Annotated in this window: 14 protein-coding genes and 1 pseudogene; 10 read left to right on the top strand and 5 right to left on the bottom strand. The window is 38.2% G+C overall.

All coding sequences use genetic code 11. The features are described from left to right. Positions 1-223 precede the first annotated feature (223 nt). Positions 224-2335: a pyridoxamine 5'-phosphate oxidase family protein gene (locus tag QL995_RS07710; protein WP_290293889.1), complete on the top strand. Its 2112-nt coding sequence runs from the start codon at positions 224-226 to the stop codon at positions 2333-2335. A 111-nt stretch (positions 2336-2446) separates the two neighbouring features. Here the strand turns inward: QL995_RS07710 and QL995_RS07705 are convergent, their stop codons facing one another. After that, positions 2447-3454: a hypothetical protein gene (locus QL995_RS07705; RefSeq protein ID WP_290293888.1), complete on the bottom strand. Its 1008-nt coding sequence runs from the start codon at positions 3452-3454 to the stop codon at positions 2447-2449. Positions 3455-3910: 456 nt separating this feature from the next. Beyond that, positions 3911-4534: a glutathione S-transferase gene (locus QL995_RS07700; protein ID WP_290293887.1), complete on the bottom strand. Its 624-nt coding sequence runs from the start codon at positions 4532-4534 to the stop codon at positions 3911-3913. A 116-nt stretch (positions 4535-4650) separates the two neighbouring features. Here QL995_RS07700 and QL995_RS07695 point away from each other — a divergent pair, with 116 nt between their 5' ends. Further along, positions 4651-5568 carry a LysR family transcriptional regulator gene (locus tag QL995_RS07695; protein WP_290293886.1) on the top strand — a complete coding sequence of 306 codons (918 nt, stop codon included), beginning with the start codon at positions 4651-4653 and terminating at the stop codon, positions 5566-5568. Positions 5569-5655: 87 nt separating this feature from the next. On the opposite strand, the gene QL995_RS07690 is transcribed toward QL995_RS07695, so the two are convergent. The 3 genes from QL995_RS07690 to QL995_RS07680 all read right to left on the bottom strand — a co-directional run bounded on the left by QL995_RS07690 (position 5656) and on the right by QL995_RS07680 (position 9008). Continuing rightward, on the bottom strand, positions 5656-6507 hold the full coding sequence (locus QL995_RS07690) for a universal stress protein (protein WP_024607376.1): 852 nt from the start codon (positions 6505-6507) through the stop codon (positions 5656-5658). 10 nt (positions 6508-6517) lie between these two features. Beyond that, positions 6518-8008 carry a SulP family inorganic anion transporter gene (locus QL995_RS07685; RefSeq protein WP_282115335.1) on the bottom strand — a complete coding sequence of 497 codons (1491 nt, stop codon included), beginning with the start codon at positions 8006-8008 and terminating at the stop codon, positions 6518-6520. A 271-nt stretch (positions 8009-8279) separates the two neighbouring features. Beyond that, on the bottom strand, positions 8280-9008 hold the full coding sequence (locus QL995_RS07680; RefSeq protein WP_024590950.1) for an NUDIX domain-containing protein: 729 nt from the start codon (positions 9006-9008) through the stop codon (positions 8280-8282). A gap of 128 nt (positions 9009-9136) precedes the next feature. Here QL995_RS07680 and QL995_RS07675 point away from each other — a divergent pair. From QL995_RS07675 to hflC, 8 genes and pseudogenes are all read left to right on the top strand, one after another. After that, positions 9137-9764 (top strand): annotated as a pseudogene (locus tag QL995_RS07675) (MFS transporter); the annotation flags it as partial. 718 nt (positions 9765-10482) lie between these two features. Further along, positions 10483-11088 carry a hypothetical protein gene (locus QL995_RS07670; protein WP_290293884.1) on the top strand — a complete coding sequence of 202 codons (606 nt, stop codon included), beginning with the start codon at positions 10483-10485 and terminating at the stop codon, positions 11086-11088. Between the two features lie 311 nt (positions 11089-11399). After that, a complete protein-coding gene (locus tag QL995_RS07665) occupies positions 11400-11576 on the top strand; it encodes a hypothetical protein (protein WP_290293883.1) in 177 nt (58 codons plus the stop codon). Further along, positions 11577-12224, top strand: coding sequence for a hypothetical protein (locus QL995_RS07660; protein ID WP_290293882.1), 648 nt, complete (start codon positions 11577-11579; stop codon positions 12222-12224). Positions 12225-12664: 440 nt separating this feature from the next. Further along, positions 12665-13813 carry a N(5)-(carboxyethyl)ornithine synthase gene (locus QL995_RS07655; RefSeq protein ID WP_024594224.1) on the top strand — a complete coding sequence of 383 codons (1149 nt, stop codon included), beginning with the start codon at positions 12665-12667 and terminating at the stop codon, positions 13811-13813. A gap of 170 nt (positions 13814-13983) precedes the next feature. Beyond that, complete coding sequence (nhaA, locus tag QL995_RS07650) at positions 13984-15348, top strand: Na+/H+ antiporter NhaA (RefSeq protein WP_290293881.1); 1365 nt, start codon at positions 13984-13986, stop codon at positions 15346-15348. A 510-nt stretch (positions 15349-15858) separates the two neighbouring features. Continuing rightward, positions 15859-16800 (top strand): FtsH protease activity modulator HflK, encoded by a 942-nt coding sequence (gene hflK / locus QL995_RS07645; protein WP_002962612.1) that lies wholly within the window; start codon positions 15859-15861, stop codon positions 16798-16800. Beyond that, a complete protein-coding gene (gene hflC / locus QL995_RS07640; protein WP_290293880.1) occupies positions 16797-17780 on the top strand; it encodes a protease modulator HflC in 984 nt (327 codons plus the stop codon). The genes hflK and hflC overlap by 4 nt, the downstream gene beginning before the upstream one ends. Positions 17781-17795 lie beyond the last annotated feature (15 nt).

Below are 17795 nucleotides of genomic sequence, written 5' to 3'. Positions count from 1 at the left end.
AAAAATACAGCCAGTTTTTTAAGTTATTGTTTAAATAGTATTTAATGTGTTTTTAGAGTGAGGATAAAACCCGTTTTGTTATATTTTGGTGCGCGCCTAGCACTAAGTGGGTGCAAGTATTGTCATTGTTTTGTGCATTATCAGTCAATAAAATACTCATTATCATTGAGTGTGTATTGCGTTAAATTTAACCCATAAAATACGCACACGAATTACGAGCAAAATGATAAATACAAACTCAATAGATGCTTCACCTTTTCACGAAGGCGAGCTGGCAATACAAGACAAACTCGGTAAACGAGAAATAATGGCAACATTTGGCAAACGTGCCGTGCGCTCATTTATGCCAGAGCAGCATCAAGCCTTTTTTGAGCAGTTACCATTTGTGGTTGCAGGCAGTGTTGATGAAAACGCCGATGTGTGGGTATCTATTGTTTCAGGACAGTCAGGCTTTTTAAGCGCCCCCACACCCACGTCGTTATTAATGACACACGCGGTTGATAAAAACGACCCCTTACATGGCACGTTAAACATTGCCGGCTCGCCAATTGGTTTATTAGGCATTGAGCTAAGCACGCGTAGGCGTAATCGTTTAAATGTGCGCGTAGGTGAGGTAATTAGTGATAATAAAGTGAGTTTTAATGTTGATCAATCCTTTGGTAATTGTCCGCAGTATATTCAAACGCGCGACTTAACGTTTAATAGAGATCCTTTACTTAAAAGTAATGCGGTACAAAAAGTTGAATTTAATACACTTGATAACGCAGCCAGTACGTTAATTGACACCACCGATACATTTTTTGTTTCGAGTTTTATAACCGCTAAAAACAATCCAAAAATTGAAGGGGTTGATGTTTCTCACCGTGGTGGGTTGCCGGGCTTTGTAAAGCGAGAAGGCAATACATTAACGATTCCTGATTACGCAGGTAACAATTTTTTTAATACCTTGGGTAACTTTTTATTAAACCCAAAAGCAGGTTTGTTATTTCCTGATTTTGATACGGGTAATGTATTAATGCTTACCGGCAGCGTTGAAATTTTATGGGACGGGCACTCAGCGCTTGAAGGCTTTATTGGCGCAGACCGAGGCTGGAAATTTACCCTCACTAAAGGAATGTGGCTAAAAAACTTACTCCCGTTTAGTGCTAAATTTGATGCTTATTCCCCTAACACTAAAATGACGGGCACGTGGCTTGAGGCTGATAAAAACAAACAAGCCGAAAAACTAAAACATACTTGGCAGCCTTTAAAAGTAACTAAAATAACGAAAGAAAGTAATGTAATTACCTCCTTTTATTTAGAAGGGCATAACAATACAACCTTGTTACCGTTTAAAGCTGGGCAGCATTTAACTGTACAAATACCAAGTAGTAGTAATAACAGTAATAACAGTAATAACAAACCTGTTATTAGAACCTACACCGTTTCATCAAGCCCTCATGAACTATTTTATCGGTTATCGATTAAAAAAGAACTCAGTGGTGAGGTGTCTAACTACTTTCATAATAACGTAAAAGTAGGTGACGTTATTTTAGCTAAATACCCACAAGGGCAATTTTTTATTGACTCAACCAGCGCCAAACCAGCGGTACTCATTGGTGGCGGAATAGGTATTACACCTATGCTCTCAATGGCTAAACACATTACTCATGAAGGGTTAAGAACCGGCTATACACGCCCTTTGCATATTTTTCACAGTGCTAAAAATAAACAGCAGCGTGCGTTTTATAACGAGCTAAAAACGCTTGCAGATACGAGTGGCGGGGCAATTGATTACTACTCACTTTTATCGCAGCCTGAGCTTGATGAAAAGCAAGACAATGGCTTTAATTTAAAAGGGCGCATAAATGCGGATGTGTTTAGGTACTATTTACCACTTGATGATTACGAGTTCTTTTTATGCGGACCGCAAGCGTTTATGCAGCACGTATATAACGAACTGTTATTGCTCGGTGTGCAGGATAAAAACATATTTGCGGAAGCATTTGGACCCTCCAGTATTAAGCGCAAAGTACTTAACACAAACGAAGCGCCTAATAAAAGTAAAGGGATTAGCATTGAGGAAGCCGACAACACTGTAATTAAATTCAGTAAATCGGGCTTTGAACAGCGCTGGAATAAAGGCGATAACACTATACTTAATGTAGCCGAATCTCATGGTTTAGAACCTGAATTTGGCTGTCGAAACGGCAGCTGCGGCAGTTGCGCCGTAAAAATAAACGCAGGCGCTGTGGTGTATCGTAATAACGTAAGTTACCCAGTAGAGACAGGGCAGGCGCTTATTTGCTGCGCCGTACCTGCTAAAGGGGTTGAGGAGCTTGATTTAGAGCTGTAGTGTTTTGAATACAAAACTATAAGTAGATATAAACTGTCAGAATTAACTATTCTGGTCATTAATCCTGACAGGTGTTGTGGTGCTAATTATGGGCGGTTAGTTGTTAGGATGTCAGAAATCGGAACTTGACCCGGTAGATTTTGGTTTAGCACCAAGTTTCAACATTAGTTCGGAAAAAGATGGATTCTCAGTAATAAGTTTTTCTAAATCTGCATTCCGAGCATATCGTCGAGCCATTTTTCCATTCCGGTCACTGAGAAAAAAAGCTGTGTTGTGGTATTCCACGGAAACGTAGTTGTCAAGCCAGAGTTCGATATCTTGTTTTAAGACGATTAATTCTGCCCCGATCTCATTGATTCTTTTAATTTGCTCTTGCTGAATATCTGGATCAGATATAGGTGTAATTATTGCAGCAACATTTGTCTTATCATTATTTATCAAATGCTCTGCAAGTTGAGCAACTGCTAGTTGTCCGCCTGCTGGCACAACATTAAATTGGGCAATAATGTCGAAGCGTCCTAATAATACTTGAATAGTGCGGACATCATCCTCGCCTTCAACTAATATAATCCACTTTTGTCTATGAATTTGAGTTTTAATATCTAGATTTGCTAGTTTAGTCTCGGAAAAATAAGTCTCTAAAGGATAGAATGGTTGACCGTAGCTCGCGGCATAACGTTGCTTCACGCGCATAGCCTCACGGAAGGTGATCTTCCCATCTTCAATAAGCAGAAGATCGTTATGACCAAAAAGAATAAGATTTAATTCTTTCCCATTCAATAAGGCGTCTACAGCATCTGTACTGTAATCAGACATGGAAAAGAACACACCTATAGTACCTATCAGCTTTCCATCAACCTTTCCTTTAAATGAGTATAATGCAGATGCAGGAATTGGGGATGCATGCCACTTTGCCTCAAGTAGATAGAAATTATCACCGATTGCAAAGGAACCATAAATCTCTTCTCCTGAGGGGCGCATGCTCGTCCGTGCTTCCATTTCTTCCTTCGAAAGCATGCTGTTAAGAATTTCCTCAAATACTCTGCCTCTTTTTTGAAACCAGTGTAAACCACGTGGTTCGGGCGGCTCTAACCAATCTCTCAATCCTATATTTTTCAATTCAAGCCCTCTGTAAATATATGTTCATCGCAAAAATGAATCTGTTTAAATTTTTAGCCCCAAAACTAGAAAGATAAACACTATCGGTGTTGTTGGCTCAAAGCCGAATTTCTTTCAATGTCTTAACAATTTAATTGTACGTAAGCAGAATATATATCTTCTGACGTCATGCTCATTTTCTATTTTATGTAGTTTTAGCAAATTATCTTAGATATTACTATTATTAAGCTTTTTATAAACTCATAACAAAACAGACTTTAAAAAGAGTGTTTTCTGAATATATGCGCAACATCAGATGGATCGTAAGGTTAATTGCTATAGGGTTTTTACCAGAGCCAATTTATCTATTACTAGCTATTCGGATTATAAACCTATGTCCAAATTTCAAATATCACTTAAACGAACACAAAAAAGAGGCTCAATAGCCTCTTTCCAAACAGTATTAAAAACTTAAAACTAAGCTAGTAAACCCGCTTTTGTTTCAGGCATTGCTATATAGCCATCAAGTTTACGAACGTTGCTTAACCATCTTAAAATATTTGGGTATTCACTAAGTGATACGCCGCCCTCTGGTGCGTGTGCTATGTATGAAAAGTTGGCAATGTCGGCAATAGTTGGCTGAGTGCCTACTAAGTATTCGCGATTTTGTAAGTACGCATCCATTGTTTTAAATAATGTATGGGCAATATTTATCGCGTTATGATGATCAAGCTCTGCGCCAAATACAGTGACTAAACGAGCTGAACACGGTCCTGAAGCCACAAGCCCTGCAGCAACGCTCAACCAGCGCTGAATGTGCGCTTGAACAGTTACATCTTCAGGGTACCAGGTTCTGTTAGCATCAAGTTTTTGTGCCAAGTACAGCAAAATAGCGTTTGAATCGTTAATTACGTCATCGTTATGTTTAAGTACCGGTACTTGTCCAAAAATATTCATTTTTAAAAAGTCAGCGTGCTTTTGTGCGCCGTTTTGCAGTGCAACATCAACCATATTTACATCAAGCTTTAAAAGCGATGTAAATAGCTCTGCACGATGTGAATGACCAGATAAAGTAAAACGGTATAGCGTTAGGTTGCTCATGGGTTGTCCTGTTTTTTAATTTGAATAGTGATTTTTAATAACGCTATTCTTTCACTATTATCAGTTTTTAAAAACCGAGCTAGTAAGGAATTAATGTCAATGCTATATTGACAATCATGGATACTATTATTGGCATTAAAACAATCATCGCGGTTGTTGAAACAGGCTCTTTTACAGCCGCAGGCGACAGGCTAGGGCTCTCAAAGGCACTGGTTAGTAAGTACGTGGGCATTGTAGAGCAAGACTTAGGGGTTAGGTTATTTAACCGCTCCACGCGCAGAATTTCGATTACCGAAGCGGGGCAAAGTTATTACACAAGCGTAGTACCTGTAATTGAAAGCTACAGTGAAATGCTCGATAACTTATCGGGTCAAACAGCACTTGCTAGCGGCAAACTTCGGGTGAGTGCGCCGGTGTCGTTTGGTGAATCAAACCTTGCGCCGTTAATGCCTGAATTACTGAGCCGATACCCCGATTTAAGTATTGATTTAGTGCTTTCAGACAAAACAATTGATTTGCTAGAAGAGGGGGTTGATTTAGCAATAAGAATTGGCAGTGTGTCTGACTCTAATTTAATCGCGAGGCAAATTACCAGCTACCCTCTAATTTTATGTGCGTCAGCCGAATACATTCAGCGTTTTGGCGCACCAGCGAGTGTTAACGAGCTTGAGCAACATGCCACAGTGATTGATAGCAACTTTAAAATAGGTCGCCATTGGCCTCTAGTTTCACCTAGTGGTGAGGCCTTAACGGCAAGCGTAAACTCGCGTGTTTCGGTTAATAATCCGCAAGCTGTAAAAGAGGTGGTTGTGGCGGGTGGCGGTATTGGCTTAATTCCTGAAATAGTGGTGAGAGACGATATTGCATCGGGTAAGCTTGTACAGGTTATGCGGGACTATAAAACCTTTGAGTTTGGCTTATTTGCTATTTATCCGCATAGAAAGTTTGTGGCTCAAAAGGTTACGTCGTTTATTCAGTTTTTATTTGAAAAGTTTGAAGCTAAGCCAAAAACAAAAAAGCCTAAAATCAGTTAAGTGATTTTAGGCTTTTTAAAGTGGGTCATTAAAATATAATTTAAAACAGTTGCTTACTTAAAAGTGGTGCTTACTTAAAACAACCACTTACTTTAATATAATAACTGGCACATCGTTGTTTTCGAGCATTTTAATGGTATTACTGCCCACAAAAAACTGCCTTAACTTAGAGTGCCCAAAAGCCCCCATAACAATCAAATCAATATTATTTTGCTCTTTGTATTGCATTAACGAGTCAAAAATATTGCCCTCTAAAAAGCTTGCAGACACTTCAAAACCCATACTACTAAGCTTAAACTGAGCGTTAAGAAACTTCTCTTCTAAGTTCTTCTCATTATTATTAATACTCACTAAATGACAATGAAGCCCATGTAATAAACCGCCATCAATGACTTGTTGCAGTGCTTTGTCGGCTGTTTCGCGGCCGTCGTACGCAATCATAAATGATTTAGGCTGCTTAAACTTTCTAGAAATAAGCAATATTGGTTGCGAAGCGCTACGCACGAGCGTTTCGATGTGTGAACCAAGTGCATTTAAATCAACACGATGATCAACACCATTTCGACCAATAACGATTAAGCGAGTATCATCTTTAAAATCAATAATAGCGTCGATTACATCACCGTGACGTTTAATTAATTCATAGTTTTGAATATGAGCAATTTTTGCTTGTACAGCAACCGAGTCGAGTAATTCATCTGCTAGTTTTAAAGAAACTTTACTACGGTGTTCATCGAGTTTTGTCATTTCTTCAAGCAAAGCCGATTGGGCACCTAAACCAATTGTACCGGTGTAGTTACCTACATTAGTTTGTTGTATTTTTTCAAGCATATGTATAAAGCTAATTGATTTATCTAGCTTTTTTGAAGCCCAAATAGCAGCTTCGGTTACAGCGTGTGTAATGACAGAGCCATCGATACAGGTAATTATTTTTTCCATTACATTCTCCTTAATGACCGCCAAGTAGTTTATCGACTTCTTTGGGGTCGTTATGTACGCCAAACTTATCAACAACTGTTTCGGTTGCGCTATTCATACCAACAATATTAACTGTTGCGCCTTCGCGTCTAAATTTAATAACCACTTTATCGAGTGACGATACACCGGTTATATCCCAAAAGTGGGCATGGGTTAAATCTATAACAACATTTGTTACCGCACTTTTAAAATCGAACGAAGCAATAAATTGCTCTGCTGAGGCAAAAAATACCTGACCTACAACTTCATAAGTTACTAGGTTTTTAGTTTCATCGTGCTTAGTTGTAACAACCATAAAGCGACCAATTTTGTTCGCAAAAAACAACGTAGCTAGCAATACGCCAACTAAAACACCAATGGCAAGATTATGCGTGGCAACAACCACAATAACGGTTGAAATCATCACTACGTTTGACGAAAGCGGGTTCTTTTTTAAATCTTTAACTGATGCCCAAGAGAATGTACCAATCGACACCATAATCATTACTGCAACTAATGCCGCCATAGGAATTAAACGCAGCCACTCATCTAAAAACACCACCATGATGATTAAAAATAAACCAGCAATAAAGGTTGAAAGTCGTCCACGACCGCCCGATTTAACGTTAATGATTGATTGCCCAATCATGGCGCAACCCGCCATACCACCAAATAAACCTGCGCCAATATTAGCAATACCTTGGCCCTTACATTCTTTATTACGATCGCTCGTTGTATCAGTTAAGTCATCAACAATGGTGGCGGTCATCATTGATTCAAGTAAGCCCACAACCGCAAGACCAATTGAATACGGTAAAACAATTTGCAGCGTTTCGAGTGTTAGCGGTACATCGGGCCATAAAAATATAGGTAGGGTGTCTGGCAGTTCGCCCATGTCGCCAACGGTTCTTATATCAAGCCCTAAAAACAGTGAAACCAGCGTAATAACAACAATACACACTAAAGGAGAGGGAAGGATTTTGCCAATAGCTGGAATATACGGAAATAAGTAAATAATACCTAAGCCTGCAGCAGTCATGGCGTAAACATGCCAAGTAACATTGGTAAGCTCAGGTAACTGTGCCATAAATATTAAAATCGCCAGCGCATTTACAAACCCTGTTACAACAGAACGCGATACAAACCGCATTAATTCACCGAGCTTTAAAAAGCCTGCAAATATTTGTAGTACACCAGTAAGTAAGGTAGCAACCAGTAAGTATTCCAGACCATGATCTTTAACCAGCGTCACCATTAACAGCGCCATTGCACCGGTAGCCGCCGATATCATGCCAGGGCGTCCGCCTACAAAGGCAATAATAACCGCAATACAAAATGAGGCGTATAAACCCACTTTAGGATCAACACCCGCAATAATAGAAAAGGCAATAGCTTCCGGTATTAGGGCAAGCGCCACAACAATACCAGCAAGCACATCACCACGAACATTAGAGAGCCAATCTCTTTTTACGTGATCAAACATGTAATAAACCTAATTAGTTAGTTTCCCAAAGTATAGGGGAGTATTTTATTTAAATAACAATGATTCTCGCGCAGATGGCGATTAAGGGTGCACGCAACGTGCTAATGAAAAAGGGAGTGGTTGCCTAGGGCGGCGTAAGTTTCAAGTAAAAAGCTCCTTTTTGATTAGTTTATATTAATAATGCAAACGAATTAAAGGTATCACATATATATTAGCAATATGCTGTTTTGCCTTAAAGACCAAACTTTAATCCAATAATGTTTTTGAATATTTAAAACTCAAACGTAAAACCAAACTCTTTTAATTTTTCGTACACGTTTATGTCAAAACGATAAAGCGTTGCGGCTCGGTGAGCTACATTTGTTTGTTTTTCTTTGCAGTTTATTAGTAAGTTCATTTTTTGAAACTTACGTCTAAAGTTAGGTTTATCGAGTGATTTATTTAAAATCGACTCGTAAATTCCTTGTAGCTCAAGCAGGGTAAATTTTTCAGGGAGCAGGCTAAAACCAATCGGCTCGTGTCTTACTTTGTAGCGTAAGTAGTCTAAGCCACTTTTTAAAATATCGGCATGGTCAAACATTAAAGCCGGTACACTATTTACATCAAACCATTCACATTCTAAAGCATTGTCGCCACTCACAAGGTTGGTTTCTTCAAAGCGAACGAGCGAATAATAAACAATGGTAATAATACGTCTGGCAGGGTAGCGGTCTACGTTACCAAAAGCACCTAACTGATCTAAGTACAGGTTTTCAACACCGGTCGTACTTTTAACAACTCGTAAAGCTGCAAGGTCTAAGTTTTCATCTTTACGAACCCAATGACCAATTAAACCCCACTGGCTTGTTGCAAGGCCGCGGTTATATTTAACCAGCAACACCTTTAACTTACCTTCATGAATAGCAAATACAATATTATCTACGGTTAGATTACTAATGCAGTCATCAGGAATCGATTCTTCGTCGATGTTGTTAGAAATGTTTGATGTTTTATAGTGCATAAATTACTCAGCCAAAGCTATACGAAGATATTGTTATAAAGACTATTAAGGGTATATAAAAGGTGAGTAAAGCGCAAATAAAAAGCTTTTATAATTCCTATTTAAAACAATCAGATAAACCTAAAAAACGTTTACGCCCCATTGTTTGGATAGGAATTGGCTTAGCTACATTTCAACAATTAGTAGGCATTAACGTTGTTTTTTACTACGGCGCGGTACTTTGGCAAGCTGCCGGTTTTACTGAATCTGACGCGTTACTTATTAATATAATAAGCGGCTTTGTAAGTATTTTAGCGGTGTTTATTACCATGTATTTTATAGACAAAATTGGCAGAAAACCTTTTTTGTTAACCGGCTCAATTGGTATGACGGTGACGCTTTCGGTTATTGTTTATGCCTTTTTAAATGCAGATATTGGCTCAACAGGTAACTTAGAATTAGGAGAGCAGGGCATAGTTGCTTTAATAGCCGCTAATGCGTATGTATTCTTTTTTAACTTATCGTGGTGCCCTGTAATGTGGGTTATGTTAGGCGAAATGTTCCCTAACCAAATTCGCGGCTCTGGCTTGCAGTTACCGGCTTTGCCCAGTGGATAGCTAACTTTTTAATTACTTGGTCGTTCCCTGTCATGCTCACAGGTATTGGTTTAGCAGGGCGTATGGTTTTTACGCACTTTGCGCGTTTGTTTCAGTTATATTTGTATTTAAGTTTTTACACGAAACCAAAGGCAAAGAGCTTGAACAAATGAAAGGCTAGTATTATCCCTTTAATAAGCGCCAAAACTAAAGCAATAGAACTAGAATAATAGAACTAAAGCAATAGTTTTGGCGTTGTAAGACTACTTCACTCGTTAAGCTTTCTTTTTACTAAACCCAAACACTTTATAAACTCGCAGCAACTATCTAATTTCTCAATAGTTAAATTACTAATGCACTTAAGTAAAGTGTGAGTCGCTTGTTCAATATCACGATTTGCAATAGCGTTTAACATCATTTTTTAAACTTTTATTATTTCGATTTAAGCTGCCTCGATCGCCGTTTTCCCTTAGTTGTTAACTGGGTCATCAACCTTCGGCCATGTTCTAAAAATGAATAATATTAGACGTGACGTAGTTTTTAAAAAGACGTAGTTGCGCAGTTTGTGTAATAAGTAACTAAAAAGTAAATACAGCTAATAGTCTGCAGTGAGCTTTGAATTCAACTACTCGATGCAACACACAGCGATAACCGGACACTGAAAAAGTTAAATTTATTCCTGTGTTTTGAGTGGAAATCTAATTTTGTCCAATAACATTATTAAACGCCGTTTTGGGGCAAAATAACATGCTTAATTTCTAGCTGTTTTAATTGCTTGTTTACAAAGGTAATTATTAGTGAAATTATCATGGTATGTAATATACGCCGTTTTGGTGTGTTATAAACCACCAAAATGGTGTTCAATAAGCTGTTATGTTTTTAACCAAACTGGATCGTAAATGTTCAATAATCAAATAATTAGTATTGAGGTTTCTGAGGAAAGTAACTTTTCTTTTAGTAGAAAAATTACAGTAGATGAAATGACTGAATTTCTTAAGGTGCTTTCTTCTTCATATAAAACAGCTCAACATTTATCTACTACTTTAGACTCTGAGTTAGAAGTAAATATAGATTCATGTTTAAGAGCATTACTCGTTAACACAAGCCAAACTGTTAGTAAAAGCAACGAAGTTGAACCATCCTTTATTAATGACCTCAACTCTTATAATTATTTTTCAGCATATGCGTTTAATCATGACGAGTTAGAAATTGTTTCCATTAATTACAATAGCCCATTAAAAATTGAAATCACTGGTAAATCATTACGAAACTTAGTTATTGCAATAGCTTTAATGGGAGGAGAAATGAGCACGGGTGATTTCTCCGTAAAAATGCCTGGAATAGCCGACATGATTCAGAAATTATCAACAACCTATATTGAAATTAAAAAATTCAGTAACGATCAAAGTGTTATTGATAAAGAGATTGGTAAGCATGTTGGTACTTTACCTCATACAGATATTAATAGTTTTAATGCCTTAAAAAATGGTGTTCAAAAAACATAACAAGCTGTTAAACAAGGAAAAAAACAGTTGGTTTTGCTCCTTCGTCGCTACTTATAACCAACTATTTTTTTGCCTGTTAACAGGGCGTTGAGGCTGTAGAATTACTCTTTTTTAAAAAAACAGCCTGTTTTATGGGTTCCAAATGCATTACCTAATGCCTTAAAAACGCTTAGAGTTAATTTCAAGAGCTCGTTTTATAATTGAATTTGGCTGTTGGAGTTATTCTACAGCCTCGTTAGGGCTATCGAACTTTTATCTATACCAATAATGTTGTAGAATAAAAAATATAAATACCTACTTAGGAGTGTGAGATGTTTGATTTACAAAAAGCATTGAATGAGCGATTGGCTACATTAAAAAACAAAAAAGTTAATTCTAAGCAATCAATAAATATCACTTTTGAATCGAATGAATCTATTCAAAAATCTCTAACGCAGGCAGGGATATTAAATAAAAATGGAAAACTAATTAAAAGGATTGCAGCATAAGTGTATGTTTCACCTGGAGTTGTTGTAGGTTTTCATGGTTGCGATAGGGCCGTTTTTGATTCAGTAATCAAAAACGGCTCTTCTATTTCTAACAGCGAAAATGATTATGATTGGTTAGGTCATGGTGTTTATTTTTGGGAAGGAAGTTATGAGAGAGCTTTAAATTGGGCTAAACAAAGTAAAGCTGTGAAAAAGCCAGCTGTGATTGGTGCATTTATAAAGCTAGGTAATTGTATTGACCTTTTAGATTCTGTTCACCTCGAAAAAGTTAAATCAACTTATGAAATTTACAAAATTGAGTGTGATAAATTAGGTGTGGAACTGCCCGAAAATAGGATTGTGGTTAACGATATTAGTTTTATAAGAGAGCTTGATTGTCAAGTTATCCAAAGACTTCAACAATTTAATAATGAGTTAATAATTCAAGATTTAAACTTGCCAGATATGGCTGGACAAAATAAAAGAAAGGTTCAAAAACACCCTGAATTTATTGATTCTGTAAGAGGAATGTTTCCAGAAGGTGATGAACTATATAAAGGTGCAGGATTCCGAGATAAAAATCATATTCAACTCTGCATAGTTAACCCCAATTGTATAATCGGTTTTTTTGATCCTATCCATAATAATAATTGGTACAAATCACTTTAGCTCCTTATAGCCCTAACAAGAGTCTAAGGTTACGACAGTCCGCTCATGGCACATAGCCGAAGTTGATATAAAAGCCAAACGTTCAGCTAACCCAATACAAAGCGGGTTAAATCTGCTCTACAGAGTAAATCATTAAGTTAAAACCTCAGTAATTAGCGAGTACTCCCTTTATTTCAGTTTGAGATACTCAAGTTAGTAATACTTATTTCTGATATACTCATTCAGCACTTTTACTCAAAAGGTAATAGTCTTCAGCTTGCAACTCAATGCAAGTTAACTCACTGCTCTTCATTATTTATTGTCAAAATTACACCTTTGTAAAATAGAGTTGGTTCATCCGAGCCAAAAACGTACAGAAAAAACACCGCCTAAGTTTATTGGCGAAGTATGATGATTCGTTGATGAACTCAAGCGTACTTACTTTATAAACAGGACTTAGCATGAGTGAATTAACTATCGGCGTTATCGGAACATCCCGCAAGACAGATGAAAGACGGTATCCTATTCACCCAGAGCACTTATTACGAATTCCCGAAAGTCTTAGAAAACAAATGGTGTTTGAACAAGGCTATGGCACCGCTTTTAATGTTAGCGATGAATATATTGCAACGTTAACGGGTGGCATTGCATCTCGCAGCGAAATACTTACCCATATTGGCACTGCCATTATCGCAAAGCCTGTACTTGCTGACTTAGAAGAAATGCGCGAAGGAGGCACTATTTGGGGTTATGCCCACTGCGTTCAACAGCATGAAATAACACAAGCGGCAATTGAACGTAAACTTACCTTAATTGCTTTTGAAGATATGTATGTGTGGTCACCACAAGGAAATGTAGGGCGCCATACTTTTTATAAAAACAATGAAATGGCAGGGTATTGCGCTGTAATACATGCTTTGCAACTTAAGGGTATTGATGGTCATTATGGCGATCAACGTAAAACGATTATATTTAGTTTTGGTGCAGTGAGTAGAGGCGCTATTTACGCCCTTAAAGCGCATGGTTTTAGAGATATTACAATTTGTATTCAGCGCCCTGATCACGAAGTCCGTGAAGAAATATTAGATTGTCACTATGTTAAGGTACGAGAAGGTCTTGAAGGAGAAGCTCGCATGATGGTTGTTGAACATGATGGGACTAATCGACCTCTTGGCGATCTAATTAGCGAAGCCGATATTATCGTGAACGGGACTTATCAAGAAACAGCTCATCCGGTTAACTTTGTAATTGAATCAGAAGCCGACTGCTTAAAACCTAACAGCTTAATTATTGATGTTAGCTGTGATGAGGGAATGGGATTCTTTTTTGCAAAGCCGACAACGTTTAAAAACCCTTTATTTCGATATAACAACACGGATTATTATGGCGTTGATCATACACCGAGTTATTTATGGGAAAGCGCGACGCGTTCAATCTCTGCGGCGCTCATTGTATATTTACAAACGATACTTAAAGGTGCTTTGCAGTGGCAAAAAGATGAAACCATTCGCCGTGCAATAAACATTGAGCAAGGAATAATTAAAAATACGGCTATTTTGGCATTCCAAAACCGCGAAAATATTTACCCTTATAACGTAATAACACAATGATTATATCTATCTCTAATCTAATTTTACATTAGATTAATTAGGGGTGTGCACTTCGTCTTAATACTAGTAATTTTAAGGCGAAGTGTTTGTTGACTGATAGTAAAACTGGAGAACTTAAATCTTAAAAGTTTTGATAAAACGAACACCCACAATTTATAAGGCTACCTTATATGCCTAACGATTCTAAAAATATACTAAATCGTGGCTTAGACTATATGCACGACCCATTTTCTAATTTTATGCGTGCTCAAACCACCTCTAGTCTGTTTCTTCTGGTATCTACGATCATTGCACTATGGTGGGCAAATTCAGCTTATTCAGCTACCTATCTAAACTTAGTGCACACGCCTATTGGGATCTCATTAGGAAACTTTGAGCTAAAAACCTCGCTTAAACACATTATTAATGATGGTTTGATGGTGATATTTTTCTTATTGCTTGGGCTTGAAATAAAAAGAGAGGTACTTGCTGGGGATTTAGCTGAGCCCAAAAATAGACACATGCTCATTTTTTGCGCCATAGGCGGAATGGTCGTGCCGGCTGGTATTTATTCGCTGTTTAACTGGGGGCAAGATTCACTGATTGGTTGGGGTATACCCATGGCAACCGATACTGCGTTTGCATTAGGTGTGCTTACAATTGTAAGAAAACATATACCAACAAGCTTGTTGGCCTTTATTGTAGGTCTTGCGATTGTTGACGATGTGGGGGCAATACTCGTTATTGCCGTGTTTTATACCCAAGAAATATCGGTGATGTATTTGTCATGCGCCGTTGTTCTATTTGCTTTTTTAGTAGCCGCCAATTATGCCGGAATAAGGCAGCCGCTTTTTTACATTATTATTGGTCTTGCCACCTGGTGGATGATGTTACAGTCAGGTGTGCATCCTACTGTAGCAGGTGTTGCTATTGCTTTAACGGCTCCTGCACGCTCAATGTTGGGCTCAGAAAGGTCGCTTGAAAAGGCAAAAACAACCATTACCTCTATGCAAAAAGAAATAGAGAAAGTAGATGTTCTGGCTAGCAGGCAGGATCATAAACAGGTACTCGAAATTCGTGATTTAGCCGAAAATGCGGGTACACCTTTGCGTCGGTGGGAAGATGTGCTGCACCTGCCTGTCGCACTGTTTATTTTACCGCTATTTGCTTTAGTTAATGCGGGTGTGGTTTTTAACTTTAGTTCATTTGTTGAGAGTCTCAGTGATCCCGTTGGCTTAGGTATTATTAGTGGTCTTGTTGTTGGTAAGTTTATTGGTATTTCGGGTGCGTGTTGGCTTGCTTTACGCTACAAAATAGGTTGCTTGCCTGAGGGCATCAATCTTCAGCATGTTATTGGTGCTTCACTTATCGCTGGGATTGGATTCACCATGTCTACCTTTATTGCTACGTTGGGGTTTGATGGGCAAGCCGAGCATCTTCATAACGCAAAAACATCGGTTTTAGTGGCTTCGGTTCTTTCTGCAATACTTGGGGTTTTATATATTCGAGTGGTTGCCTCAAAAAAGAGCAATAAATCAATTAATTCAACGCCATAATAGGGCATGAAGGGGCTAATGGGTATTCAATAATGTGTACTCATTAGTTGTACTTAACCCTTTATTTATCAATTAAACATATTGTTTAAAACACGCTATGTGTTGTAGCGAACAGACCAATTAAAATAAATACGCTAATGTCTTACTAAGGTTTTTTGGCTTTAAATTAATCTATAAGTGCATGAATTTAAATCTTAAAACGATTCCTTAAATCATTGCCCCTAAATTATTACCCTTAAATTATACAGAGGAAGTTATCACCTAGATTGCGAAGCACGCTGGCGCTTTAGGCTAGGGCTTATGACAATCTAAAGTAGTAATAAGGCTCCATATTTTTGGTTTCTTAAAAAGGAGAATATTATTTCTACACAAAACGAAAATAATCCAAATTCTAAAAGTAAAAGCGGTCCGCCAGATATCGATAAAGTGATGAGCGGTGCGTTTAAAAAGTATAAGAAGTTGCTGAGTGGAAAATTTAGCACAAGTTTAACCATAGTATTGTTTTTGGGATTGATTGCTACAGGCTATAGCGCAGTCTATACCGTTCCCAGTGATTCAGTTGCTTTGGTATTAAGGTTTGGTAAGTTTCAAGAAATTCTACCTGCGGGCTTACATGTAAAAATCCCATTAGGTGTTGATCACGTCACAATAGTGCCTACTAAGCGGCAATTAAAGCAGGAGTTTGGTTTTTCTACTCCTGGAGCCTCCGACCCTGATCAAAATATTAATCCTGAAAATAATATTCGCTCATTTGCGCCAAAAATTTCACCTGCAACAAATCAACGCGAAGAAACCCAAATGGTAACTGGCGATTTAAACACTGCGCTGATTGAATGGGTAATTCAATATCGGATAGCCGATCCCCAAAAGTACTTATTTGAGGTGCGCGACCCGGCAGGCACTTTACGATACGTGTCTGAATCAGTTATGCGTGAAGTTGTAGGCGATAGAACTGTAGATGAAGTAATTACCATTGGCAGGCAAGGGATTGAAATTGAGGCATTACAAAAAATGCAGGCATTGGCAACCAAATATGTAATGGGGATTAGTATTGATCAGGTTCAACTAAAAAACATTAATCCACCCGTACCAGTACAAGGGTCGTTCAATGAAGTTAATCAGGCTCAACAAGAAAAAGAAAAGTTGATTAACGAAGCGCGTCGCGAATATAACCGCGTTATTCCGCTTGCTGAGGGGGAGCGCGACCAACGAATAAGAGAAGCTGACGGTTATCGCCTTAAGAGAGTTAATGAAGCTGAAGGCGACGCTCTGCGTTTTAATGCGCTGTTTGCACAGTACCAACTGGCACCTGAGGTAACACGCAGACGAATATATATAGAAACAATGACAGATGTTATGCCCACGATAAAAAATAAAATTATTATCGATAGCGAAGCACGCGGTGTATTACCTTTACTCAATTTAACTTCACTAAAAGGACAGCAGCCATGAAATCTTATTTAATCGTTGGCAGCAGTATTTTAGCTGCACTTGTAGGGGTTACTTTGTATAGCGCTTTATATACGGTTAACGAAGTAGATCAGGTCGTTATTACTCAGTTTGGTAAACCGGTTGGAGAGCCAATTAGAGAGGCGGGTATTCAACTCAAAATGCCTTTTGTTCAGCAAGTTAATTTTATTGATAAGCGCGTGCTGGAATGGGAAGGAACACCTTCTGATATGCCGACCAAAGATAAGCTTTATATTTCTGTAAGTCTTTATGCGCGGTGGCAGGTTACCGATCCGTTGCAGTATTTTTTACGTTTAGGTGATGAGCGAAGCGCACAGTCTAGGCTCGATGATATTTTTGGTAGTGAAACGCGTAATGCAGTAGCCACACACGAATTAATCGAAATTATTCGTACAACGAAAGGTCGCCAACCTTTGCGTGACTCGTCACTCACCGAGGCTGAAAAAGAGCAGAATATTGGTAGTTTAGTGCCTATAAGCATGGGACGTTTAGTTGTCGAGCAAGATATATTTAATGAGGCGGCAAAAAAAGTAAAAGTATTTGGTATTGAGCTTATGGATATTCGTTTTAAACGTATTAATTATAATGAAAGTGTACGCCCTAAAATCTATGAACGTATGATCAGCGAACGTCGTCAAATAGCAGAACGCTTTTTGTCAGAAGGAAAAGGCGAAGCTGCCCGTATACAAGGTAACAGAGAGCGAGACTTAGATAAAATTCAATCTGAAGCCTACCGAGCAGTAACAGAAATTAGAGGTAAAGCTGATGCTAAAGCAGCCGCTATTTACGCCTCAGCCTATAACAAAAATGATCAAGCAGTCGCATTTTATGCATTTACCCGTTCGTTGCAGGCGCTTGAACTTGCCCTTAGCCAAAACACAACATTGGTATTATCGACCGACAGTGAGCTATTTCAGTATTTACAACATACTCAGGCGAGTGAGCCTAATCCTAAAAATTAGCATGCTTCATATTTA

This window comes from Pseudoalteromonas sp. APC 3358 (assembly GCF_030408075.1).
Classification (GTDB): Bacteria; Pseudomonadota; Gammaproteobacteria; order Enterobacterales; family Alteromonadaceae; genus Pseudoalteromonas; species Pseudoalteromonas arctica.
The sequence above is the reverse complement of the archived record's forward strand: the minus strand, read 5'-3'. Positions and strand labels throughout refer to the sequence as shown.

Coding starts and splice junctions, on each gene's coding strand:
- QL995_RS07710 (WP_290293889.1), top strand. CDS start 224: ATGATAAATACAAACTCAATAGATGCTTCACCTTTTCACGAAGGCGAG.
- QL995_RS07670 (WP_290293884.1), top strand. CDS start 10,483: ATGTTCAATAATCAAATAATTAGTATTGAGGTTTCTGAGGAAAGTAAC.
- QL995_RS07700 (WP_290293887.1), bottom strand. CDS start 4,534: ATGAGCAACCTAACGCTATACCGTTTTACTTTATCTGGTCATTCACAT.
- hflC (WP_290293880.1), top strand. CDS start 16,797: ATGAAATCTTATTTAATCGTTGGCAGCAGTATTTTAGCTGCACTTGTA.
- QL995_RS07680 (WP_024590950.1), bottom strand. CDS start 9,008: ATGCACTATAAAACATCAAACATTTCTAACAACATCGACGAAGAATCG.
- QL995_RS07695 (WP_290293886.1), top strand. CDS start 4,651: ATGGATACTATTATTGGCATTAAAACAATCATCGCGGTTGTTGAAACA.
- QL995_RS07690 (WP_024607376.1), bottom strand. CDS start 6,507: ATGGAAAAAATAATTACCTGTATCGATGGCTCTGTCATTACACACGCT.
- QL995_RS07665 (WP_290293883.1), top strand. CDS start 11,400: ATGTTTGATTTACAAAAAGCATTGAATGAGCGATTGGCTACATTAAAA.
- QL995_RS07685 (WP_282115335.1), bottom strand. CDS start 8,008: ATGTTTGATCACGTAAAAAGAGATTGGCTCTCTAATGTTCGTGGTGAT.
- QL995_RS07655 (WP_024594224.1), top strand. CDS start 12,665: ATGAGTGAATTAACTATCGGCGTTATCGGAACATCCCGCAAGACAGAT.
- nhaA (WP_290293881.1), top strand. CDS start 13,984: ATGCCTAACGATTCTAAAAATATACTAAATCGTGGCTTAGACTATATG.